The sequence below is a fragment of the Citricoccus sp. NPDC079358 genome (genome assembly GCF_040702545.1).
Lineage (GTDB): Bacteria > Actinomycetota > Actinomycetes > Actinomycetales > Micrococcaceae > Citricoccus.
This window is the reverse complement of sequence record NZ_JBFBLI010000014.1, coordinates 68,387-90,358: the sequence shown is the minus strand read 5'-3', so window position 1 is coordinate 90,358 and position 21,972 is coordinate 68,387. Positions and strand designations below refer to the sequence as shown.

19 protein-coding genes are annotated in these 21,972 nt (G+C 71.5%); 10 read left to right on the top strand and 9 right to left on the bottom strand.

Features of this window, described 5'->3' with window-relative positions; translation table 11 throughout:
* Positions 1-101: 101 nt before the first annotated feature.
* The 5 genes from AB0333_RS14910 to folP form a co-directional block, all read right to left on the bottom strand.
* Entirely contained in the window at positions 102-1,682 is a 1,581-nt protein-coding gene (locus AB0333_RS14910) for an anti-sigma factor (RefSeq protein ID WP_366219484.1), read from the bottom strand.
* 99 nt (positions 1,683-1,781) lie between these two features.
* The gene (locus tag AB0333_RS14905; protein ID WP_366219490.1) at positions 1,782-2,237 is read right to left on the bottom strand and encodes a tRNA (cytidine(34)-2'-O)-methyltransferase; all 456 of its coding nucleotides are present in this window, start codon (positions 2,235-2,237) and stop codon (positions 1,782-1,784) included.
* A 150-nt stretch (positions 2,238-2,387) separates the two neighbouring features.
* Positions 2,388-3,356 (bottom strand): DnaJ domain-containing protein, encoded by a 969-nt coding sequence (locus AB0333_RS14900; protein WP_366219483.1) that lies wholly within the window; start codon positions 3,354-3,356, stop codon positions 2,388-2,390.
* Positions 3,353-4,150 (bottom strand): pyrimidine reductase family protein, encoded by a 798-nt coding sequence (locus AB0333_RS14895; protein ID WP_366219482.1) that lies wholly within the window; start codon positions 4,148-4,150, stop codon positions 3,353-3,355. Before AB0333_RS14895 ends, AB0333_RS14900 begins: the two co-directional genes overlap by 4 nt.
* A complete protein-coding gene (gene folP, locus AB0333_RS14890) occupies positions 4,147-5,148 on the bottom strand; it encodes a dihydropteroate synthase (protein WP_366219481.1) in 1,002 nt (333 codons plus the stop codon). Before folP ends, AB0333_RS14895 begins: the two co-directional genes overlap by 4 nt.
* A gap of 224 nt (positions 5,149-5,372) precedes the next feature.
* On the opposite strand from folP, the gene AB0333_RS14885 reads away from it, so the two are divergent.
* The 10 genes from AB0333_RS14885 (at position 5,373) to AB0333_RS14840 (ending at position 17,399) form a co-directional block, all read left to right on the top strand.
* Complete coding sequence (locus tag AB0333_RS14885) at positions 5,373-6,407, top strand: hypothetical protein (RefSeq protein WP_366219480.1); 1,035 nt, start codon at positions 5,373-5,375, stop codon at positions 6,405-6,407.
* On the top strand, positions 6,404-7,507 hold the full coding sequence (locus AB0333_RS14880) for a diacylglycerol kinase family protein (protein ID WP_366219479.1): 1,104 nt from the start codon (positions 6,404-6,406) through the stop codon (positions 7,505-7,507). Before AB0333_RS14885 ends, AB0333_RS14880 begins: the two co-directional genes overlap by 4 nt.
* 58 nt (positions 7,508-7,565) lie before the next feature.
* Entirely contained in the window at positions 7,566-8,846 is a 1,281-nt protein-coding gene (locus AB0333_RS14875; protein WP_366219478.1) for a cysteine desulfurase family protein, read from the top strand.
* A gap of 84 nt (positions 8,847-8,930) precedes the next feature.
* A complete protein-coding gene (gene mnmA, locus AB0333_RS14870; protein WP_366219477.1) occupies positions 8,931-10,136 on the top strand; it encodes a tRNA 2-thiouridine(34) synthase MnmA in 1,206 nt (401 codons plus the stop codon).
* A 189-nt stretch (positions 10,137-10,325) separates the two neighbouring features.
* Positions 10,326-11,978: an ABC transporter substrate-binding protein gene (locus tag AB0333_RS14865; protein WP_366219489.1), complete on the top strand. Its 1,653-nt coding sequence runs from the start codon at positions 10,326-10,328 to the stop codon at positions 11,976-11,978.
* Between the two features lie 60 nt (positions 11,979-12,038).
* The gene (locus tag AB0333_RS14860) at positions 12,039-13,112 is read left to right on the top strand and encodes an ABC transporter permease (RefSeq protein WP_366219488.1); all 1,074 of its coding nucleotides are present in this window, start codon (positions 12,039-12,041) and stop codon (positions 13,110-13,112) included.
* Between the two features lies 1 nt (position 13,113).
* Positions 13,114-14,136, top strand: a complete 1,023-nt coding sequence (locus tag AB0333_RS14855) for an ABC transporter permease (protein ID WP_366219476.1) — start codon at positions 13,114-13,116, stop codon at positions 14,134-14,136.
* Complete coding sequence (locus AB0333_RS14850) at positions 14,133-15,866, top strand: ABC transporter ATP-binding protein (RefSeq protein WP_366219475.1); 1,734 nt, start codon at positions 14,133-14,135, stop codon at positions 15,864-15,866. The genes AB0333_RS14855 and AB0333_RS14850 overlap by 4 nt, the downstream gene beginning before the upstream one ends.
* Positions 15,867-15,870: 4 nt before the next feature.
* Positions 15,871-16,248: a chorismate mutase gene (locus tag AB0333_RS14845; RefSeq protein ID WP_366219474.1), complete on the top strand. Its 378-nt coding sequence runs from the start codon at positions 15,871-15,873 to the stop codon at positions 16,246-16,248.
* On the top strand, positions 16,248-17,399 hold the full coding sequence (locus AB0333_RS14840) for a hypothetical protein (RefSeq protein WP_366219473.1): 1,152 nt from the start codon (positions 16,248-16,250) through the stop codon (positions 17,397-17,399). Before AB0333_RS14845 ends, AB0333_RS14840 begins: the two co-directional genes overlap by 1 nt.
* Before the next feature lie 110 nt (positions 17,400-17,509).
* Here AB0333_RS14840 and AB0333_RS14835 read toward each other — a convergent pair whose 3' ends face one another.
* From AB0333_RS14835 to AB0333_RS14820, 4 genes are all read right to left on the bottom strand, one after another.
* Entirely contained in the window at positions 17,510-18,820 is a 1,311-nt protein-coding gene (locus AB0333_RS14835) for a DUF58 domain-containing protein (RefSeq protein ID WP_366219472.1), read from the bottom strand.
* 76 nt (positions 18,821-18,896) lie between these two features.
* Entirely contained in the window at positions 18,897-19,940 is a 1,044-nt protein-coding gene (locus AB0333_RS14830) for a MoxR family ATPase (protein ID WP_366219471.1), read from the bottom strand.
* Positions 19,937-21,271, bottom strand: coding sequence for a DUF4350 domain-containing protein (locus AB0333_RS14825; protein ID WP_366219470.1), 1,335 nt, complete (start codon positions 21,269-21,271; stop codon positions 19,937-19,939). The genes AB0333_RS14830 and AB0333_RS14825 overlap by 4 nt, the downstream gene beginning before the upstream one ends.
* Positions 21,268-21,954: a DUF4129 domain-containing protein gene (locus AB0333_RS14820; protein WP_366219469.1), complete on the bottom strand. Its 687-nt coding sequence runs from the start codon at positions 21,952-21,954 to the stop codon at positions 21,268-21,270. Before AB0333_RS14820 ends, AB0333_RS14825 begins: the two co-directional genes overlap by 4 nt.
* Positions 21,955-21,972: the final 18 nt, after the last annotated feature.

Genomic DNA, 21,972 nt, shown 5'->3' with positions numbered 1-21,972 from the left:
CGCTGCCGCCCCGGGTCAGTACTACCCCGTCCTCGCCGACCCTGACCCTTCACACTCCGCGGGTCATCAAATCACTACCGACCCACGCACCTAGGCGAAGATCAGCCCCCGTCGCCAGCGGCCCCGTCGTCGCCCTCCTCGGACGGCGTCGGGGTGCTGTTCGGGTGGCCGCCGTAGATCGGTCCCTGGGTCACCTGGTGCACGAGGTCGATGTTGCCCAGCGAGGCCGAGGTCGGGGTCTCCGAGCCGCCCTCCGGCTCCAGAGTGACCACCATCTCGCGGAACCGCTCGACGCCGCGGAAGGTCACCGGGTCCTGGAGGTCCTCGAGCGTGTGGGTGCCCAGGCTGTGAGGGGCCGAGCCGTCGATGGGGAAGAGCCACAGCTGGAAGACCTTGCCCTCGCCCGGGGACGGCAGGCCGGCAAAGGTCACGTACGCGAAGTCCTGCTCCTTGGAGACGTGCCCCTGCATGGAACCGCCGTCCGTGAGCGAGATCTGCTGGGTGGTGAAGGAGTCCTCGGCGCGGTCCACGGCCGCGACGATGTCCGGTCCCACGATCAGCCGCACGATGGTCCAGACGCCCAGGACGAGGATCAGCAGTCCGGCGACCACGAGCATCCACTTCTTCACGGGGCGCTTGCTCGTCCTCGCCTGGTCCGGGGACTCAGAGGGCCCCAACCCGTCCACGAGTCCCATGCCGACGTCCTGCGCCGGCAGCCGGTGCAACAGCTCGTCGAGCAGTTCCGAGGGCGGTTCGTGCGCCAGCCCGCGGAACGCCCACGTGACGGTGCGGCGGGCTCCCTCGATCCTGGCACGCCACAAGGTCGTGAACTCGGGACCCTGACGGGACAGGAACCGGTCCAGTTCCTCGCGTTCGGGATCGGCCAGGGCATCGAGGGCCACCAGATCGGCCCACTCCTTGGCCAGACCGTTCTCCAGGTCCTGACTCAGGTTCAGGGTGAAGTTGCGTGTGGTGCCCGTGCGGGCCGCGATCTCCGGGGTGACCGCACGGTGCAGCACCGGATCGTCCTCACTGGACCGTCCGAGAAACTTCTCCTGATAGCGCTTGGAGACGCGCTGGACGGCGTCCCGCAGCCGGGACTTCACGGTGGGCACGGCGATGCCGAGCTCCTCCGCCACCTGGCGGTAGGTCCGGCCCCCGGCCCAGGCCAGGTCCAGCGCCTGGAACTGGGCCGGGGTCAGGACGGACAGCACGGTGGTGGGCTGGCGCTGGCCGCCCCCGGCCGCACCGGCGCCGTCCGGCAGGAGCCCCGCGCCATACTCGGGCAGGGAATCCTCGCGCAACAACCGCGTCATGGTCTCGTGCGCCAGGACCTCGAGCCAGCAGAGGACCGAGCGGTGGCGGGCGCGGACGGAGTCGTCGTCGAACCGCTCGTGCGGGGCGGCGTCCCAGACCCGGACATAGGTCAGCACCGTGGCCTCGTCGGCGTCGGCCTCTGAGGCGAAGATGGAGGACGCCAGCCCGTAGACCCAGGGGGCGGTGGCATCGTAGAACGCGGAGAAGGAGGCCTGGTCGCCCTCGCCCGCCAGCCGCAGCAGGTCGTCGAGGCCGGGGAGGCCGAGGTCCGTCGCTGCGGGCGAGCTCGCCGAGCTCGCCGACGGGACAGGATCGTCTTCCGCGGCGGTCGGGCGATCGGGGAGACCGGGAGCGTTCTTCTTCATGGTCCTTCAAGCATAGGAACGCCGAGCCACCCCGCCTTGATGCCACGCGGACCGTGACCGGTCCGCAATACGGGAATCAGCGCGGGGACGCCTCACGGCTCAGGCGGAGCCCGCGAAGCCGTGCTGGCGCCAGGCCTCGTAAATCGCGATCGAGGCGGAGTTGGCCAGGTTCAAGGACCGCCGGGAGGGCTGCATCGGCAGCCGCACCCGCGAGGTGACCCGCGGGTCACCCAGAACCTCGGCCGGCAGGCCCGTGGACTCGCGGCCGAACATCAGGACGTCACCGGGACCGTAGTCGAGGTCCGTGAACAGGCGCTCGCCGCTGGAGGTGAAGGCGAAGACCCGGGCCGGCAACAAGGCCTCCAGCGCCGCGTCCAGGTCCGGGTGCACGGTCATCACGGCGAGGTCGTGATAGTCGAGGCCCGCCCGGCGGAGTTTGGCATCGGAGAAGTCGAAGCCGACCGGTTCCACCAGGTGCAGCTCGGCCCCCGTGATGGCTGCCAGCCGGATCACATTGCCGGTGTTCCCGGGAATCTCCGGGGAGTGCAGGAGGATCCTGAACCCCGGGGTACCGGGGGCCGGTCCTCTCGGGGCCGCGAGGTGCGGGTTGGCCGGAACGGCGTCGGGCGTCACGGCCCGGTGGAGAGTGGGATCGGGGGAGTCGGAAGGCACCCGGCCATCGTAGTGCGCAGACCACGGCCCGGCTCAGTACATCGCCCCGAGCAGCCGCGCCAGGAGCCGGCGGTCCACGGTGCCGGACAGCGGTCCGGTGCCGAGGAACATCTTCACGTCGCGGCCGAACTGCAGAGCGTTGGCCGGCGGGTCCGTGAGGAACCCCGCGTCGGAGTCGAGCACCGAGCGGGTGCGCTCGAGTTGGATGACGGGGGCGTGCGGATTCTCGTCCGGCCCGAGGACCAGGATGAACCCGCCGACACTGCAGTCCGGGAAGGCCCGCTGGAGGGCGACCATCGCCGGGGCCAGAGAGGGAGGGGAGAGGCGCCGGTCCCCGCGCCACATCTCCGCCCCGTCCCATCGGTAGACCCCTTCGGGGACCTGCATCGAGCCGATCACCGCCAGCCGGTCTCCGCACAGCACCACGTGATCGATGGCTCCGGAGTTGAGCCGACCGAAGGTCAGGTGCAGGCCGGTGACGAGGCGACTGGCCGGCAGTGTTCCGAGCACATGGTTCTGCAGTGTGCGGATGGTGCGGGCCTCACGCACGAGCCGGTGGCCGGCCGGCAGGATGCCGCGCTTTCGGGGTGCCCCGTGGATCTGTTGCGAGCTGCGGGCCAGATCCAGCACCATCTCATCCTCCAGCGGCGGCACATAGGTAATGGTCCCGGCGGCACCGTTGCGGTCTCCGCCACCGCCCTGGCTCCCGGACCGGCCGCGCCCGGTCCGGGTGGAGAAGGACGGGCTCGACGCCGGCCCGGCCGGCTGGGACGGTCTCTCTCCGGAGCTGAAACCGCGATCGTACTCGCGCCGGGACTCGGGGGTGCCCACGAGTTCCCAGGCGTAGCTGACCAGCCGGAACTCGGCTGCGTCGCCGCCATAGTCCGGATGGGTGCGGCGGGCCGCGCGCCGCCAGGCGGCCTTGAGAGTGGCCGTGTCCGCGTCGAAAGCGACGCTGAGGACCTCGTACGCCGAGCGGCCACCGAAATCTGCGGGAGTCACGGTGCCGTCACCCGGTACCGCAGGAACAAGGCCCCGTCCTCCTCGAGCAGGCCCACCAATGTCATTCCGGCGGGATTGGCCAGGTCCGTCCCCCCGATGATCCGGCCGCTCTCGCCACCGGCGAGCAGCGGCGAGAGGGACAGGCACAGCTCGTCGGCCAATCCGGCGGCGGTGAAGGCTCCGAGCAGGGTGGGCCCGCCCTCCGAGTGCACGAGCCGGTGTCCGCGTGCGGCCAGCACCGCGCGGATCCGGGCCGGCTCGGCCTGGTCCGTTCCGCAATCCACGACGTCGGCGACCTCGCTGAGCGCGGCGCGCCGGCCGGCGTCGGCCGCGGTGGTGGTGAGCAGGAGGGGCCGGACCGGTGCCGTGGTGAAGAAGGTGCTCTCCGGGTCCAGATCGAGGGTCCCGGAGACCAGGGCGACGGCGGGGTGGGACGGCAGTCCGCGGGCCTCGCGCCAGGCCCGATCCTCCGCGGAGACCAGGTCGCCGCCGTAGCCCTCGGCGCGAACCGTCCCGGCACCCACGAGGATGACGTCCGCGGGGCGGCGGAGCAGGGCAAAGAGCCGTTGGTCGGCCGGCGTTCCGAGACCGTCGGAGTGTCCGTGGACGGTGGCGGCGCCGTCGGCGGAGGACACGAAATTGAAGCGCACCCACAGTCCGTCCCGCGAGACGTCCCCGCGGCGCCGGTCCTGACTGGGCGGGGCGTAGAACGCCACCAGGTCGTCGTCGGTGAGGTCTGCGGTGAGAACCGGATTGGCCAGACCCGAGGGGTAGGGATGGACGAGTGCTCTCATGGCTTGACTCCTTTGGTCACGGGGGAAGCTGGTTTAGGACCGTCCCAGGGGGCGGCATCCCCGGGGCCCGCCGAGCGGTCGGCATCCCGGTTGAGGCCGTGCATGTTGTGCTGCAGCCGGTGCGGCTCACGCCAGCCCATGATGGCCTCGGTCATCCGGATCGCCGAGACAGACGGCCGCACCTGGTGCATGCGCAGGACGCGGGCGCCGTTCTGGATGCAGACCTGGGCCGCTGCCAAGGATCCGGCCAGCCGGGCTGACTTGTGCTGGTCCAGGGTCTCGCCGATGAAGTCCTTGTTGGACACCGATGCGAGGGCGGGGAATCCCAGGGTGGTGAAGGCGTCGAAGCGCCGGGTGATCTCCAGGGAGTGCCGGGTGTTCTTGTTCAGGTCGTGGCCCGGGTCCACGATGATCTTCTCCTCCGGGACCCCGAGGGACAGGGCCAGGTCGATCCGCCGCAGCAGGTACTCGCGGATCTCGGCCACCACATCGTCGTAGCGCGGCGACGGCACCGGGGTGCGCGGGGTGGCGAGGGAATGCGTGATCACCAGGTGAGCATCGCCGGCGGCCACCACCCGGCCGAGATCGTGGTGGAAGAGCCCGGTAGTGTCATTGACGACGTCGGCCCCGGCCGCGATGGCACGCTCGGCCACCAGCGGCTGAAAGGTGTCGGCGGAGAGGATCGCGGTGGCCGCGGGACCGCCGCCGGACCGCAGGGCGGCGATCACCGGCACCACGCGCTCGGCCTCCTCCTCCGGGGGCAGCTCCGGTCCGGGGGAGAAGGGGACCCCGCCGACGTCGACCCAGTCCGCACCGTCCTCGGCCGCCTGCCGGGCGGCCCCCACCGCGGCGTCCAAGGCGAAGGTCACGCCGTCGTCGTAGAAGGAGTCCGGGGTGCGGTTGACCACGGCCATGAGCAGGATGTGCGAGCGGACGTCCACGGTGCGGTGCGCGAAGCACTGGACCGGGTGTCTGAACTCCGGCTCGACCATGGGCATCGGCGGCGTGCTCCTCAAGGGCTGATGACGGTGGGCTTGACTGGGCTTCAGTGTGCTTCAGTGTGCTTCTGTTGCTGTCGGGTCGCTGCGGGCGGCCGCGAGAGACGGTGCGGGTCGGTGCGGAGAACCGTCCGTGCCATTCTGGCAGGATACCGGTGACTCGTCGGGAAACCGGCTGTCACGAGAGGGCTTCACGCCGATGCCGAGGTGGCACGATGAGGATCATGCACCGCAGACCCCGGCCTCGGCCTGAGGCACCTGAACTCGCCCCTCTCGACCCGTCCGAGGGAGCCTGGGTGGCCGCCATGCTGGAGGCCGGAACCGCGAGTCTCGGCGTCGAGTTCTGGAACGGACACGTCGCCACCGTTGTCCCGGTGGGGAACCCGGCGCCGTATGAGGCCATCGCGCGGATCTTCCACCCAGTGCCGTGGCACCACCGGGACTGGGACGAGGACGCGGCCGCCCGCCTGCGCAAGTTCGGCCTGGTGCCGGAAGACCACGCGGACTTCCGTGACGCGCCCCGGTCTGAGCATCGGACCCTCCATGCCTACGGCACCACAACCTGGAGCCAGGTCGCCACGGAGCGCGGCACCGCGTTCCACGCTGGCGCGCAGTGGGCGGACCTGGCCCGTGCGGAGGAGAACGAGTCCGTGCCCTCCACGCGGGAGGCGCGTCTGGAGTATGGATCGCCGGATCAGGGTCAGCTGTCCTCGCCGGCCATGGCACGACTGGCCGAGGTGCTTCTGGGACACACCGAGACGCCGCAGGATCTGGTGCTGGGGCTGTGGCCCGGCCGGGGCTGGATCGATGGGGGCAGTTCCCGGTTCGGTCCGGGCGTGCTGGAGGCCACCGGCGGGAAGGCCTCCTCCGTCCGGATGCCTCCGGCCTTCGGACCGAGGACCACCCGTGCCCTGCGCCGTGGCTCAGCGCTGCTGCAGGTCGGCGGCGGATTCCGGGAGTACCTGCTGCTGGCCGACGACGGCACCCGGCTGCGCCACCCCGTCTGGGAGCGCGCCGCCCACCGGCTGCTGCCGGAGGAGGAGCCCACCGAGGAGCAGTCACCGAACCTCGCCTGGCCGCGGGACCGTGCCTGGGCGCTGGCCAGCGAGATCGATCTCGACTCCACCCTGGTGGCCGGTTCCACCGAGCTGATCCGGGCCATCTGCACGCACCCCGGCCTGGAGGCGGCGGTGGTGCGGCCGGAGACGGACCTCACCGCGTTCGCGGACACGCTCAACCATCGGGACCTCACCGCATGAGCCGCCACCACCTGCTGCTGTGCATCAACCCCGCCGCCGGAGCCGGCCGGGGAGCTGACGCGGGGGCCGAGGCCGCCGCCCGCCTCCGCAGCGGAGGAGCCGACGTCGAGATCCTGGCGGTGCCCGGCGACGACGGAACTCCGACCGTCCGGCGCTATTCCGAGGCCCTCGCCGCGCGACTGGCGCGGACTGCGGGGAGGACGCCGGCCGCCGTCGTGGTGGTGGGCGGCGACGGGATGCTGCACACGACGGCGAACGCGCTGGCGGGCACCGGGATGCCGGTGGGCCTGGTACCGGCCGGGACCGGGAACGACCTGGCCCGGGCGCTGGGACTGGCGGACTGCGGGGTGGCGGACGCCGTCGACCGGGTCCTCGTTGGTCTGGACCAGCCGCCGCGCCGCATCGATCTGGTCCGGGTGGACCTGTCCCCACTGGGGGCGGCGCTGCCCGCGGGGCCGGACTTCGCCGGGACCGTGGATGACCGCGCCGTGGCCGGGGCGCCGCCGCAGCGCGTGCGCCGGTATGTGGTGTCCGGGGTGAACGTGGCCTTCGACGCCGTGGTGAACGCCACCGCCAACCGCATGCGCTGGCCCCGCGGTGGCCTGCGCTATGTGGCAGCCGTGCTGCTGGAATTGCTGCGCTTCCGGCCCCTCGACCTGAGGATCCGCCTCGACAGCCCGGACGGCCGGGGTCTGACCGGGCCCACGTTCTTGCTCGCCGTGATGAACGGCCGGTTCATCGGGGGTGGCATGGAGGTCACCCCCGGCACCCGGATCGACGACGGCCTGCTGGAGGTCTTCCACGTCACGCCCCTGAGCCCGGCGCGGTTCCTGCGGGTCTTTCCGCGGGTCTTCGCCGGACGCCACACGGACCTGCCCGAGGTGACGATTCGGGAGGCGAGCTCGGTACGGATCGAGAAGATCGCCACGGCGGAGGATCCGACTGCCTCGCGGTCGCCGTCCTGGAGAAGCGCCGAGCCGGTCCTGCACGGCGACGGTGAGCCCCTGGGATGGCTGCCGGCCACGGTGACGGTGGTGCCCGGTGCGCTGACGGTGCTGGACACCGGGCTTCCACACCTGCCGTCCGGGGGTAGGGGATGACGCACGAGGTGGTCCACGGATGGATCGTCTCCGCCCCCTGACTCCTACACTGGAGTGCATGACCACTTCCGCCTCCCGGACCCGCGTCTACCTCGACCACGCCGCCACCACGGCACTGCGCCCAGTAGCGCTGGAGGCCTTCACGGCCAGCGCCCGGACGCTCGGGAACCAGTCGTCACTGCACCAGTCCGGCCGCGGGGCCAAGCTCCGGGTCGAGACGGCGCGGGATGCCCTCGCGGCCACCCTGGGCGCCCACCCCAGCGAGGTCGTGTTCACCTCCGGGGGCACCGAGTCGGACAACCTGGCGCTCAAGGGGCTGTACTGGGCACGACGAGACCGCGCTCGCGCAGCCGGGGCACCGGAGTGTCATCGGATCGTGCTCACGGGCCTGGAGCACCACGCGGTCCTGGACGCGGCCACGTGGCTGGAGACCCACGAGGGGGCCCGACTGGACATCGTCCCGGTCCACGCGGACGGGCGGGTGGACCTGGACGCCTGGCGCACCACCCTGGCCCGGGACCCCGAGACCATCGCGGTTGCCACGCTGATGTGGGCCAACAATGAGATCGGCACCATTCAGCCGATCGCCACGGTGGCTGCCCTGGCGGCGGAACACGGGGTGCCCTTCCATACCGACGCCGTCCAGGCCTTCGGCGCCGTGCCCCTCGACTTCCAGGCCTCCGGCGCCACCACGATGGCGGTGACCGGTCACAAGATCGGCGCGCCGGTCGGCGTCGGGGCCCTGTTGGTCCGCCGGGACGCCGCGCTCACGCCGGTGCTCCACGGCGGTGGTCAGGAGCGTGACATCCGCTCCGGGACCATCCCGGCCGCCCTCATCGAGGCCTTCGCCGCCGCCGCGACGGAGGCCCACGCCCACTTGTCCGGCGAGCGGGAACGCGTCGGTGCCCTGCGGGACCGGCTGATCGACGGGGTCCGTGAGCTGGTGCCCGAGGCGCGGCTGACGGGCGCGGAGGACCTTGACTCGCTCACCGGGGAGCGGCTGCCGGCCGGTACCCGCCGGCTGCCGGGCAACGTCCACTTCGTCTTCCCGGGATGCGAGGGGGATTCCCTCCTGTTCGGCCTGGACATGGTCGGCGTGGAGGCCTCCACCGGTTCGGCCTGCTCGGCCGGGGTGCCCCGCCCCTCGCACGTGCTGATCGCGTTGGGTATCGAGGAGGAGCTGGCCCGGTGCGTGCAGCGATTCAGCCTCGGGCATACATCGGCACCCGCCGACGTTGAGCAGGTGTTGTCCGAGTTGCCGGCCGTGCACGCCTCGGCCCGCCGTGCGGGTCTGGCCGGGCACGACTCCCGGATCAAGACCGCCAACAGCCAGCGCTGACCCGAACCGCAGTAGTAGTCGCCGTAGATGTGGCAGTAGATGTCGCAGTAGAAACCGCCGTCCACCGAAGGGAAACCAGTCACCATGAAGGTCCTCGCCGCCATGAGCGGGGGAGTCGACTCCGCCGTTGCCGCCGCCCGCGCCGTGGACGCCGGCCACGAGGTGGTCGGGGTGCACCTTGCCCTGTCCCGCATGCCCGGAACCCTGCGCACCGGCTCCCGAGGCTGCTGCACCATCGAGGACTCCCGTGACGCCTGGCGCGCCTGCGAGAAGCTGGGCATCCCCTTCTACACCTGGGACTTCTCCGAGCGGTTCAAGGAAGACGTGGTGGACGACTTCGTGGCGGAGTACGCCGCGGGCCGCACCCCGAACCCGTGCATGCGCTGCAATGAGCGGATCAAGTTCGCCGCGCTGTTGGAGAAGGCCCTCGCCCTGGGCTTCGACGCCGTGTGCACCGGTCACTACGCGACGGTCGTCCGCAATGACGCCGGCAGCCTCGAACTGCACCGCGCCGCCGACTGGGCCAAGGACCAGTCCTACGTCCTCGGCGTGCTGACCGCCGAGCAGCTCGAGCACTCCATGTTCCCGCTCGCCGAGACCCCGTCCAAGGACCTGGTCCGGGCGGAGGCGGCCGAGCGCGGGCTGTCGGTGGCCGCCAAACCCGACTCCCATGACATCTGCTTCATCCCGGACGGGGACACCCGGGGATGGCTGAACGAGCGCATCGAGATGACCGAGGGAGACATCCTGGACACGGAGGGCAACCGCCTCGGCGCCCACCCCGGCGCGCAGGCCTTCACCGTGGGCCAGCGCAAGGGCTTGAGCATCGGCCGTCCCGCCGCGGACGGCCGCCCCCGCTTCGTCCTCGAGGTCCGTCCCAAGGACAACACCGTCGTCGTCGGTTCCAAGGAGCTGCTCGCCGTGGACCGGGTCACGGGCATCCGGCCCTCCTGGGCCGGAGCCCCACTGGCCGAGGAGACCACCGGTGAGTGGTTCGACTGTCACCTGCAGGTCCGCGCGCACGGAGACCCCGTGCCCGCCCGTGCCCGGGTGGAGCGCCCGGGCCACGCGGACGCCGTATTGGCCGGCCCAGCTAGCCCGGCCAGCCCGGCCAGTGCAGGGACGGCGGAGGATGCGCCCCAGGGCCACGACGCCGGCACCTGGATCATCGAGCTCTTCGAGCCCCTCACGGGGGTGGCGCCCGGCCAGACGGCCGTGCTGTACCAGGGCACACGGGTGCTGGGCCAATCCACGATCGACGCCGCCTTCAATGCGGCCCGGGTGGCCTGAGGGGACCTACCCGCCGGTACGATGCGTGCGACTCGCCGGTAACTTGAGTTCGGAATTTGCCGGATCGCGGCGTAAAGTCTGATGTCATCCCGGTCACAGTGACCGGGATCACCTTCACTCGCACCCGCATTCGCACCCGGGTCGGTGGCGCCGTCCTCGGTGTCCACCGACCCTGAGGAGGACATCGTCATGGCCCCTATTCGACGCCGCCTGAGCGCGGCCATCGCCCTGGGCGGGGTCGCCGCCCTGGCCCTCACCGCCTGCACCGGGCCAGCCCCGAGCGGCGACGGCAGCGAGGGGGGTTCCGGCGACGGCGGCGCCAGCAGCGCGCCGATCGTCTACGGCACCACGGACAAGGTCACCAGCATCGACCCTGCCGGGTCCTATGACAACGGCTCGTTCATGCTGATGAACCAGGTCTACCCCCTGTTGCTGAACTCCGCGCCGGGCTCCGCCGAGGTCGAGCCGGACCTGGCCGAGACCGCCGAGTTCACCTCCCCGAACGAGTACACGGTGACACTGCCGGAGGGTCTGACCTGGGCGAACGGGAACACACTGGACTCCGCCGACGTCAAGCACACCTTCGACCGCCAGCTCGAAATCGCCGATCCCAACGGGCCGTCCTCCCTGCTGGGCAACCTGGAGTCCGTCGAGGCCCCGGACCCGACCACCGTGGTCTTCACCCTCAAGGAAGGCGACGACCAGACCTTCCCGCAGGTCCTGTCCTCGCCGGTGGGCCCGATCGTGGATGACGAGACCTTCCCCGCGGACGAGCTGCTCCCGGACGAGGACATCGTGGCGGCGGAGGCCTTCCACGGTCAGTATGCGATCGATTCCTATGAGAAGAACCAGCTGGTGAACCTGGTGCCGTTCGACGGCTACCAGGGTCTGCTGGGGGCCCCGAAGAACTCTCAGGCTTCCATCAAGTACTACGCCGACTCGAACAACCTGAAGCTGGACATCCAGCAGGGCAACATCGACGTGGCCGCCCGGGCCCTGACGCCGACCGACGTCGAGGACCTGTCCGGAGACGACAACGTGGTGGTGCACGAGGGCCCCGGCGGCGAGCTGCGCTACATGGTCTTCAACTTCAACATCATGCCCTTCGGTGCCGAGACCGAGGAGGCGGATGAGGAGAAGTCGTTGGCCGTCCGCCAGGCGATGGCCGATCTGCTGGACCGGGAGGCGCTGTCCGAACAGGTCTACAAGGGCACCTACACCCCGGCCTACGGTTTCATCCCGAAGGAATTCGAGGGCGCCACCGAACCGCTCCTGGAGAAGTACGGGGACGGCGAGGGAGGCCCGGACCAGGACCGCGCCGCCGAGCGGCTGGAGGCGGCCGGCGTCGAGACGCCGGTGGCCCTGAACCTGCAGTACAACCCGGACCACTACGGCCCGTCCTCCGGTGAGGAATATGCCCTCGTGAAGCAGCACCTCGAGGCCAACGACCTCTTCACGGTGAACCTGCAGTCCACCGAATGGGTGACCTACCAGCAGGACCGCATCGACTCCTACCCGGTCTACCAGCTGGGCTGGTACCCGGACTACTCGGATGCGGACAACTACCTGTCCCCGTTCTTCGCGGTCGAGAATTTCCTCTCCAACGGCTATGTCAACGAGGAGGTCGACCAGCTGATCGCCGAGCAGCGCGTCACCCCGGACGAGGCCGAGCGCAGCGAGAAGCTCGGGCAGATCCAGGACATCGTCGGCGAGGAACTGTCCACGTTGCCGCTGCTGCAGGGTGCCCAGGTGGCAGTCTCCGGCACGGATGTCACCGGCGTGGAGGACACCCTGGATGCCTCGTTCAAGTTCCGTCTGGGAGCCGTGTCCAAGGAGGGCTAATCCACCGTGACCGTAACCGCTGACCTGCCGGGGACCCCGGCCGGCGACGAACCGGTGGTGCTGCCAGGAGACGAGGGAACCGCCCCGTCCGCCCCGACCCGCAAAAAGGGTCTGGGCGGACTGGGCCGCTACATCCTGATCCGCTTCCTGCTCATCATCCCCACCGTGTTCATCCTCGTGACCATGGTGTTCTTCCTGATGCGGGTGACCGGCGACCCGATCACCGCGGCCATGGGCGGGCGACTGACGCCGGCCCAGCTGGCCGAGCGGATCGCCGCAGCCGGCTACGACCGGCCGCTTCCGGTCCAGTACGTCGAGTACCTCGGCCAGTTGCTCACGGGCAATTTCGGCACCACCCTCTCGGACAACCGCCCCGTCACCGAGGTGCTGGCCACCTACGGCGCGGCCACCCTCGAACTCGTGTTCTTCGCCGTGATCGTCGCGCTCGTGGTCGGCATCCCCCTGGGGATGGTGGCCGCGAAATTCCGTGACCGCTGGCCGGATGCGTTCCTGCGCATCGCGGCGATCCTGTTCTACGCCACCCCGGTGTTCTTCGCCGGCCTGCTGTTCAAGCTCGTCTTCAGCGTGTGGCTGGACTGGCTTCCCACCAACGGACGGCTGACCATCAGCAACCAGCTGGCGTTGGACGGCCTGCAGGCGCCCACGGGCATCTACTTCCTGGACGCCCTGCGCTCCGGGAACATGGCCGCCCTCGGTGACGTGCTCGAACACGCTGCCCTGCCGGCCCTGGCCCTGGGTCTGCTGACCGGCGGCGTGTTCCTGCGCCTGGTCCGCACCAACATGATCGGCACCCTCGGACGTGAGTTCGTGGAGGCCGGCCGGTCCCGCGGCGTCAGCGAGTACCGGCTGACCACCCGCCACGCCTTCCGGCCGGCGCTGATCCCCATCATCACCGTGATGGGGATGCAGATCGCCATGATGATGGGCGGGGCCGTGCTGACCGAGACCACCTTTGAATGGAAGGGACTGGGGTTCCAGTTGGCCGAATACCTGGCTGCTCGTGACTTCGTGGCCGTGCAGGGGATCGTGGTCATGCTGGCCGTGATCGTGGCCGTGACGAACTTCCTGGTGGACATCGTCGCCGCCCTCATCGACCCGAGGGTGAGGTACTGACATGTCCCTGGCCACCACGGTCCGCAAACTGCCGGTCGTCTCCCACCTCGGCCAGTCGGCCGGGCTCCAGCGCGGCATGCTCATCGCCGGGCTCGTCCTGACCCTGATCTTCCTGCTCGCCGCGGCGCTGGCCCCGGTGCTCGCGCCCTACGGCTACGCGCAGATGTCCGATCCCGATGGCGGCGGGGCCTTCCCCACCCAGGGCGCCCCCTCCGCGGAGCACCCCTGGGGCACCACGGTCGGTGGTTTCGATGTGCTCTCCCGCACCCTGTGGGGTGCGCAGACCGCGGTGGCCGTGATCGTCGTCGCGGTGGTGTTGTCCCTGATCCTCGGCGTGCTGCTGGGCCTGATCTCCGGCTACCTCGGCGGTTGGGTGGACCGCGTGCTGGTGGTCATCGCCGACGCGATCTACGCGTTCCCGTCCCTGCTGTTGGCGATCGTCATGTCGATCGTCATCAGTCAGGGCCAGTCGAGTCTGTGGGGCGGCATCATGGCGGCGGCGCTGTCCATCACCGTGGTGTTCATCCCGCAGTACTTCCGCGTGATCCGGGCCGAGACGATCCGCCTCAAGGCCGAGCCCTTCGTGGAATCGGCCCAGGTGGTCGGCACCTCGCCGTGGCGCATCATGACCCGGCACATCCTGCGCAACGCCACCAGGTCCCTGCCGCTGATCTTCACCCTGAACGCCTCCGAGGCGATCCTCACCCTCGCCGGGTTGGGCTTCCTGGGCTTCGGCATCCAGCCCACGGCCGCCGCCGAGTGGGGCTACGACCTCAACCGGGCGCTGTCCGACGTCACCAGCGGCATCTGGTGGACCGGGCTGTTCCCGGGCATGGCGATCGTGCTCACGGTCCTCGGCCTGACCCTGGTGGGCGAGTCGATGAACGACCTGAACGATCCACGCCTGCGGACCCGTTCACGGTCCCGCAGCCGGCGCGCGACCGCTGCCACCACCACCGCTGCCGCACCCCTCGGCACCGGCCCGACCGGCACCGTCCGGACCGACCCGGAGGTCTCCCCGTGACCGAACAGATCGACAGCGCACACCGCCCCGGTCCGGCTGCCCCCGTGCTGGAGGTGCGGGACCTCTCGGTGACCTTCGCGACCGACGGCGGCGACGTGCGTGCCGTGCGGACGGCCGACTTCTCCGTCGCGCCCGGGGAGGTGGTCGCCGTCGTCGGCGAATCCGGTTCCGGCAAGACCGTCACCGCCAAGACGGTGCTGGGACTGCTGCCCGAGACGGCGCTGGCCACCGGCGCCGTGGTGGTGTCCGGCCAGAACGTACTCTCGCTCCCCGGCGCCGAGCTGCGCCGGCTGCGCGGCAGCGCTGCGGCGATGATCTTCCAGGAGCCCTCCACCGCCCTGAACCCGGTCTACACGGTGGGCTGGCAGATCATGGAGGGTCTGCGGGCCCACCGCCGGGCGAACGGCGCCTCGTCCGGTCGGAAGGTCTCCCTCGGCAAGAAGGAGGCCAGGCGGCGCGCCATCGAGGCCCTGCGTGCGGTCGGCATCCCCGACCCGGAGCACCGGGTGGACTACTACCCGCACCAGTTCTCCGGCGGCCAGAAGCAGCGCGTGGTCATCGCCGCGGCTCTGGCCCTGGAACCCGGACTCATCGTGGCCGACGAACCCACGACCGCCCTGGACGTCACCGTCCAGGCCGAGATCCTGGACCTGCTGCGGGAGCTGCGGGACTCCCGTGGCGTGTCCATCATGCTGATCACCCACAACATGGGGGTGGTGGCCGATCTCGCGGACCGCGTGGTGGTGATGTACCGCGGGGAGATCGTGGAGCAGGCCTCCGTGTCCCAGTTGTTCGCCGATCCGCGCGAGGCCTACACCCGGGCCCTGCTGGACGCCGTGCCCCACCTCGGGCGGAACTCGGCCTCCGCCGGGGACATCGAGCGCCGCCACGGTGAGGCCACGCCCGTGGTCACCGCCCGTGGCCTCGAGATCGAGTTCGCCGGACGGATGGGGCAGCAGCCGTTCCGTGCCGTCAAAGGGGTGGACTTCGACATCCACGCCGGCGAGGTCTATGGGCTCGTCGGGGAGTCCGGTTCCGGCAAGACCACGATCGGCCGTGCCATCGCCGGGCTCACCCCGGCCACGGGCGGCTCCCTGACGGTCTTCGGGCACGAGATGGTCGGGTTCAAGGAGAAGACGTTCAAGCCGCTCCGCCGGGACATCGGCTTCGTGTTCCAGGACCCGGCCGCCTCCTTCAACCCTCACCTGACGATCGGCGAGTGCGTGGCCGAGCCCCTCCTGGTCCACCCCGGGGCCCGTGGTGGCCGCCCTGGCTCCGACGTCGATCGCACGGTCGCCGACCTGCTGGACGCGGTCCAGCTGCCGTCCGACTTTGCCCGGCGCTATCCGCACGAGCTCTCCGGGGGCCAGCGGCAGCGGGCCTCCCTGGCCCGGGCGCTGGCCTTGGACCCCACGTTGCTGGTGGCGGACGAGCCGACGTCGGCCCTGGATGTCTCCGTGCAGGCCAAGGTGCTCGACCTGTTCCGCGAGGTCCAGGAGCGCTTCGGCTTCGCGTGTCTGTTCATCAGCCACGACCTGGCCGTGGTGGACCACCTCGCCAGCTGGGTGGGTGTCCTCTATCGGGGGGACCTGGTGGAGGAGGGCATCGGCTCTCAGGTGATGGGCAGCCCCCGCCACGATTACACCCGCCGGCTCGTCGCCTCCCTGCCCGTGCCGGACCCGGAGGAGCAGTCACGTCGCCGGAATGAGCGCCGCACGACCGTAGGCTAGGGGCATGATTGACGACCCGGCCGCCGAGACCGGCCAGAACCCGGCCACCGGATACGACCCGCACGCCTCCTCGCTCCTGGGCGAGGCCGATCCGGCGGTGCTCGACGAGCTGTATGCGATCCGCGGCAGCATCGACAACTTCGACGCCACCCTGGTCTACCTGCTGGCTGAACGCTTCAAGTGCACCCAGCGGGTCGGCCGGCTCAAGGCCGAACACGCCCTGCCCGCCTCGGATCCGGGCCGGGAGGCCGCACAGATCAAGCGTCTGCGCGCCCTGGCTGAGGACGCGGAGCTGGATCCGGCGTTCGCCGAGAAGTTCCTGAACTTCATCGTCTCCGAGGTCATCCAGCACCACCGCGCCATCGCCGCCGACCGCGCCTGATGCCTGCCGTTCGCGCCACCCTGCTCGGGGCCTGGACCGGCACGGACCCGGTGTCCGCGTCCCGTGACCTCCTCAACGCCCTGGGCGCCCCGCACCTGCCGGTGCTGCCCGAACTGCCCGCACGGGGCCCCGGCTCCGATGCCATCGGGCGCACCGCCGGGCTCCTCGAGGAACTCGCCGTTGACCTGCAGCCCCACGGCTGGAGACTCGTCCCCGAACCCGGGATGGACCACCGCCGGGCGGTCTCGGCCCTGAGCACGGATCGCCACGCCCTGACGGACGTCGCCGGGGAGTCCGGGATCGACGTGGAAGACCTGCTCGTCCGGATCACCGGTCCGCTGACACTGTCCGCGGAGCTGTGGCTGCCCGGAGGCGAACGCTCCCTCTCGGACCATGGGGCCCGCCGGGATGTGGCCCAGTCGCTGGCCGCCGGCCTCGCCGCCCACATCCGGGCGGTCCGATCCCAGACGGGCGCCGGACGGGTGACCGTGGTGCTGGACGAGCCTCGCGCCGCCGCCGTCCTCTCCGGTGCGCTGCCCACCGCCAGCGGCTACCGCACCGTCCGCTCCCTGCCCCGCTCCGAGGTCCGGGAGGCGTGGACCCTCGTCTCCCAGGCCGTGCTCGACGCCGGCGCCTCCGGGATCGTCCTGGCCCCCGGTCGAGCGGGCGCCGGGGAGGAGTGGGCGTGGGCGGACCTGGCCCTGCTGGCCGCGGAAGCGCTGCCGCCTTCTGAGCAGACACCGGAGGAGCAGAGGACGGCCGCGCTGGCCCTTCCCCTGGTTCCCCTCGAGGGTCCGGGCTCGGACGGTTCGCGCTGGGACATCGTCGCGGGCTGGACCGAGGCCGGCCGGGACATCGTGTTCCGCCTCCCGTCGGCGCAGGCAGCGCAGGCAGTGCAGGCGTCACAGTCGACGAAGGCCGTGAAGCCCGAGCTCGCAGTCGGCAACGGGCACCCGTACCGGGGCACCGGGGTCACGATCGCCCGGACCTGGGAGCGGATCGGGCTGGATCCGGACCTGCTCGGGCGGTTGGTCCTGGCCGCACCGGACCAGTCCGCGGCCTCCCAGCTCACGGCCAACCAGGCGCTCGCCTCCGCGGTGGCCACGGCGGAGGAACTCGACCGCATCCGCCAGGACGGCGGCCTGAGCTGATCCACGCCCACCCCACCCCACCCCACGCCCTTCACTTTCAGTCGAATTGGGGTGGGTGGTGGGCCGAAAGGCCCACCCCAAGGCGACTGGAAACGTCGGTGTTGCTGGGGTCAGAGGCGGCCGGTGGCCTTGAGCCGCAGGTAGGTGTCCGCCAAGACCGGTGGCAGGCGGTGGGGTGCCTCGTCAACCACCTCGACGCCGTGCATCTCGAGCTCGCGCGCAGCGGCCCGCCGTTCCAGCCCCGCCCGTTCGGCGGCCGCCGCGCGGAAGGTGGTCTCGGCGTCGTTCCGGGTGCGCGCCATCTCCGCCAGCTGGGGATCGGCCACCGAGGCGACCACCACCTGGTGCCGCGAGGTGAGGGCCGGCAGGACGGGGAGCAGCCCCTCCTGCAGGGATGCGGAGTCCAGGTCGGTCAGCAGCACCACGAGGGAGCGCTGACGCGAGACCTTGGCGACCTCCACCGGGATGTGGGACCAGTCCGCGGCCAGGAGGGTCGGCTGGACGGGTGCCAGCGCCGTGACCATCCGGTGCAACAGGTTGCCCTTCTCGGTGGAGGAGACCCGGGAGCGGACGCGCCGGTCGAAGGCCAGCAGTTCCACCCGGTCGCCGCCGGCGGAGGCCAGGGCGGCCAGCAGCAGGGAGGCCTCGATCCCGGTGTCCAGTTTCGGCTCGTCGTCGACCCGGGCTGCGGCCGTGCGGGAGGTGTCCAGCACGATCACCACGCGGCGGTCCCGTTCGGGGCGCCAGGTCCGCACCACCACGTCCTGACGCCGGGCGGTGGCGCGCCAGTCGATGGAGCGGACATCGTCCCCGCGCACGTAGTCGCGCAGGGAGTCGAACTCGGTGCCGCCGCCGCGGGTCTGGACGGCGGAACGCCCGTCCATCTCGCGCAGCCGGGCCAGCCGGGACGGCAGGTGCCGGCGCGAGCGGAACGGCGGCAGGATGCTGATCTGTCCGGGGACCGGATGCGTGACCTGCCGGGCCGCCAGGCCCAGCGGCCCCCAGGAGCGCACGGTGACCGAGCCGGTGCGCAGCGTGCCCCGGCGGCGCGGCACCAGGGTGGTGACCGTCCGGCGTCGTTCACCGGCAGGCACGTCCAGCGCCACCGCCGCATCCGGGCGATCGGAGGGGGAGGCCTGACCCGCCGAGGGCTGCCAGGCGTCCCGGAGCGAGCCGCGCAACCGACGCCGGCCCCGGTTGGACACCAGCACCGCGTTGGCCACCGGCTCATCGAGACGGCTGGAGGCGGGCAATTCGCGCTCGAGCAGCAGCGACCGGGGAGAGGCCGCCAGGATCAGGTCGAGAGCATAGACCACGGCCAGCGCGAGCACGCACCACCAGATCGTGTCCAGCCCGGGACGCAGCACCACCGGCAGCAGGCACACCAGCGCCACTGCCAGGAAACGGCCGGAGAGGACCATCAGCGCACCACCCTCAGTCCGCCGCCAGACCCGGCAGCATGTCCAGCGTCACCGCGGCTCCGTTGTGTCACGGGACTCAGCGCGGGACCGGCACGGTGGCGAGCAGGCCGGAGAGCACCTGGTCCGTGCTGACGCCGTCCAGCTCGGCCTCCGGTCGCAGGGCCACCCGGTGCCGCAGGCAGGGCAGGGCCATCGCCTGGACATCGTCCGGGGTGGTGTAGTCCCGGCCGTTGAGCCAGGCCCAGGCCTTGGCGGTCTGCAGCAGAGCGGTGGAACCGCGGGGGGAGACGCCCAGCTGGAAGGAGGGCGAGACCCGGGTCGCGCGGGCCAGGTCCGTGATGTAGCCGATCACCTCGGGTCCGGACTGGACGTTCCCGACGGCGGCGCGGGCCGCGTGGATCGTCGCGGCATCGGCCACGGCGCTGACCCCGGCGGCGGCCAGGTCCGAGGCGGAGAAACCCTCGGCATGGCGGCGCAGGATCTCCACCTCGTCCGCCCGCTCGGGCGTCTCGAGGGTGACCTTGAGCAAGAAGCGGTCCAGCTGGGCCTCGGGCAGGGGGTAGGTGCCCTCGTACTCGACCGGGTTCTGGGTGGCGGCCACCATGAAGGGGTCCGGCAGCGGCCGGGAGACCCCGTCCACCGAGACCTGACCCTCGGCCATCGCCTCGAGCAGAGCCGCCTGCGTCTTGGGTGGGGTCCGGTTGATCTCGTCGGCCAGCAACAGGTGAGTGAACACCGGTCCCCGGCGGAACTCGAACTCCCCGGTCTTGGAGTCGTACACCAGCGAACCGGTGACGTCGCCGGGCATCAGGTCGGGGGTGAACTGGACACGATGGGTGCCGAGGTCCAGGGCGGCGGACAGGGTCCGCACCAGCAGCGTCTTGGCGACGCCGGGCACGCCCTCCAGCAGCACATGGCCCTTGCACAGCAGCCCGATCAGCAGGCCGGTGACCGCCGGCTGTTGCCCGACGACGGCGCGCGCGACCTCCTCGCGCACCCGGCCGAAGGCGTGGCGCAGCTCGTCATCGGTCCGGTGGGCCGGCGCAGTGGGGGCCGTGGTGGCCGTGCTTGCCCGGGCCGCTGTGGTTGCCGGGGAACGCTCGGGGTACGGGGTGGTCATGGTGTCCTTCCGTCGGAGTCTGTCGCCTGCTCTGCTGCGGCGTGGTCGGTGGTGAGTGCCGCGTGCACGGCGTCCTCGAGGTCCAGGAGGGCCCGCCCCGCCGCGACGAGGTCCCGGCCCGTGGCCACGTGGCTGACGTCGAGGACGGAGGCCACCTGGAGTGGCTCCCGGCCGGTGGTGCGGGCCGCCGCGCTCACCAGGGCCTCGACCGAGGCACCGTGGCCGAGGCGGAGCACCCGCGACAGTCGCAGGAGCGTGGCCGAGCGCAGCGCGCGCGCCGCGGCGCCGTGCTGGCCGGTGCGTTCATAGAGCCGGGCCCGGCCCACAGCGGTCTCCGAGGCCGGAACGATCACGGGCAGCGGTTCGAGGGCCAGGGGTCCGTGACGGCGCCCGCGCCACAGCATGAGCAGCGCCAGGCAGAGGATGAGCCAGATCCCCGCCGGGCGGACCCAGTCGGGCAACAGTTGATCCATGGTCGGCGGGCCTGGCTCAATCGCCACGTCGGCCAGTCCCGGCAGATACCAGACCACGTCCGAGGACCGTCCCAGCGACCACAGGGCGAGCACGGAATGGCCTTCGGTGTCCGCGGACTCATTGGCGAACACGCCGACCTGGCCGATCACCATGGTGCCGTCGGCGGTCTCCAGGACCGCGTGGGCCGGGTCAGTGGTGGAACCGGAGTCGGTCCCGGGGACGGGGAAGCAGGCCTGCGCCCCGGCGCTCCGGTAGGCGCGGCCCGAGGCCTCCATCGATTGCGCCTCCCGGCCCATCGGCAGGCCGCAGCCCTCCCCGGAGGCCAAGGGGCCGCCGTCGGGCACCTGCCCCGCCTGGGAGACCGCGGGGGCGAGGGCGCCGAGGGCCTGGAAGCCCGGCTCGACCAGCACCCGCCGCTCTGGGGCGACCTCCTCAGCGAGACGGTCCAGGCCGGTCTCGGGAAGGTGGTCGGCGGCATCGTGGAACAACACGGGAGCCCGGGGATGCTCATCCGCCAGAGCCAGTGCCTCCTCGAGTGACTCAGCGGGATGCACCGTGATGCCCTGGGCCTGGAGCACGCGGACCACGGCCTGGCCGCCGTTCGGTGCGGGCGAGGCGGGGGAGAGCTGGCGTGTGTCCGGATTCTCCCGCAGCATCGAGGGCAGGGCCACGAGCAACAGCAGGGCAGCCAGGACGAACCAGATCCAGGCCTTCCGCAGCCATCGGGACAGGGCCTGGCCGGTGCCCGGAACGGCGGGGCCGGAAGGGGTGGAGGCCCGCGTGGCCGAGTCGTGAGCGGGGGCGGCGGTCTGACCGGATCCTTGGGTGGCGGCGGTCGGCGTGGCGCTCGTCGTCATCGTGGAGCCACCACCCTCTGGGCCGTTCCGGCGCGATCCAGAGGCCCGGTCGGCGAGGTGTCCAGCCGCTGCGCGGCCAAGCGGGCGTCGAGGTCACGGACGTCCGTGGCCCGGGCCGCCGTCGTCGGTCGATCGCCGTAGACCACGGCGTTGAAGGCGCCCGCGGCGGCCTCCAGGGCCTGGCGTTCCGTGGGGACGGCTGTTCCGAGACCATGGGCGGCCTCGGTGGCCGTGCGTCCGGGGCGCGGGTCCAGTACGGTGCGTTCCTCGGCGTGCCGCACGAGGGCGCGGAACCAGGCGACGAGGGCCGCCCCGTGGTCGCCGGCCGCGAAGGCCGTCTCGGCCATCCGGCGGTGCTGTTCGGGCGTGACCGTCCGGTCCGAGAGCACGGCGGCGGTGCGCCGGGCCCGGGCTGCGGCTGTGGCGCGGGGGCGCAGCAGCACCAGCACGACGACGGCCACGGCCACCAGGATGAGTGGCAGGACCCAGCCGGGCAGGGAGGGAGCGGCACCACCGAGGGTGCCGAGCCACTCCAGGACGCTGGACAGGATCCCGCCCAGCCACTCCAGGACAGGATTCGGCTCGGCTTGGGCGTATTCCGGCCGGGCCAGCTCCTCCCGGATCAGGCGCTGGGCCTCGTCCCGGTCCGGCTCCCAGCTGTCCGGAGTCACCGGTGCGGTCATCCCCGTCATCTCAGGCCA

Coding starts and splice junctions, on each gene's coding strand:
- AB0333_RS14855 (WP_366219476.1), top strand. CDS start 13,114: ATGTCCCTGGCCACCACGGTCCGCAAACTGCCGGTCGTCTCCCACCTC.
- AB0333_RS14895 (WP_366219482.1), bottom strand. CDS start 4,150: ATGAGAGCACTCGTCCATCCCTACCCCTCGGGTCTGGCCAATCCGGTT.
- AB0333_RS14835 (WP_366219472.1), bottom strand. CDS start 18,820: ATGGTCCTCTCCGGCCGTTTCCTGGCAGTGGCGCTGGTGTGCCTGCTG.
- AB0333_RS14820 (WP_366219469.1), bottom strand. CDS start 21,954: ATGACCGCACCGGTGACTCCGGACAGCTGGGAGCCGGACCGGGACGAG.
- AB0333_RS14840 (WP_366219473.1), top strand. CDS start 16,248: ATGCCTGCCGTTCGCGCCACCCTGCTCGGGGCCTGGACCGGCACGGAC.
- AB0333_RS14880 (WP_366219479.1), top strand. CDS start 6,404: ATGAGCCGCCACCACCTGCTGCTGTGCATCAACCCCGCCGCCGGAGCC.
- AB0333_RS14875 (WP_366219478.1), top strand. CDS start 7,566: ATGACCACTTCCGCCTCCCGGACCCGCGTCTACCTCGACCACGCCGCC.
- AB0333_RS14865 (WP_366219489.1), top strand. CDS start 10,326: ATGGCCCCTATTCGACGCCGCCTGAGCGCGGCCATCGCCCTGGGCGGG.
- AB0333_RS14830 (WP_366219471.1), bottom strand. CDS start 19,940: ATGACCACCCCGTACCCCGAGCGTTCCCCGGCAACCACAGCGGCCCGG.
- AB0333_RS14885 (WP_366219480.1), top strand. CDS start 5,373: ATGCACCGCAGACCCCGGCCTCGGCCTGAGGCACCTGAACTCGCCCCT.
- folP (WP_366219481.1), bottom strand. CDS start 5,148: ATGCCCATGGTCGAGCCGGAGTTCAGACACCCGGTCCAGTGCTTCGCG.
- mnmA (WP_366219477.1), top strand. CDS start 8,931: ATGAAGGTCCTCGCCGCCATGAGCGGGGGAGTCGACTCCGCCGTTGCC.
- AB0333_RS14825 (WP_366219470.1), bottom strand. CDS start 21,271: ATGACGACGAGCGCCACGCCGACCGCCGCCACCCAAGGATCCGGTCAG.
- AB0333_RS14845 (WP_366219474.1), top strand. CDS start 15,871: ATGATTGACGACCCGGCCGCCGAGACCGGCCAGAACCCGGCCACCGGA.
- AB0333_RS14910 (WP_366219484.1), bottom strand. CDS start 1,682: ATGAAGAAGAACGCTCCCGGTCTCCCCGATCGCCCGACCGCCGCGGAA.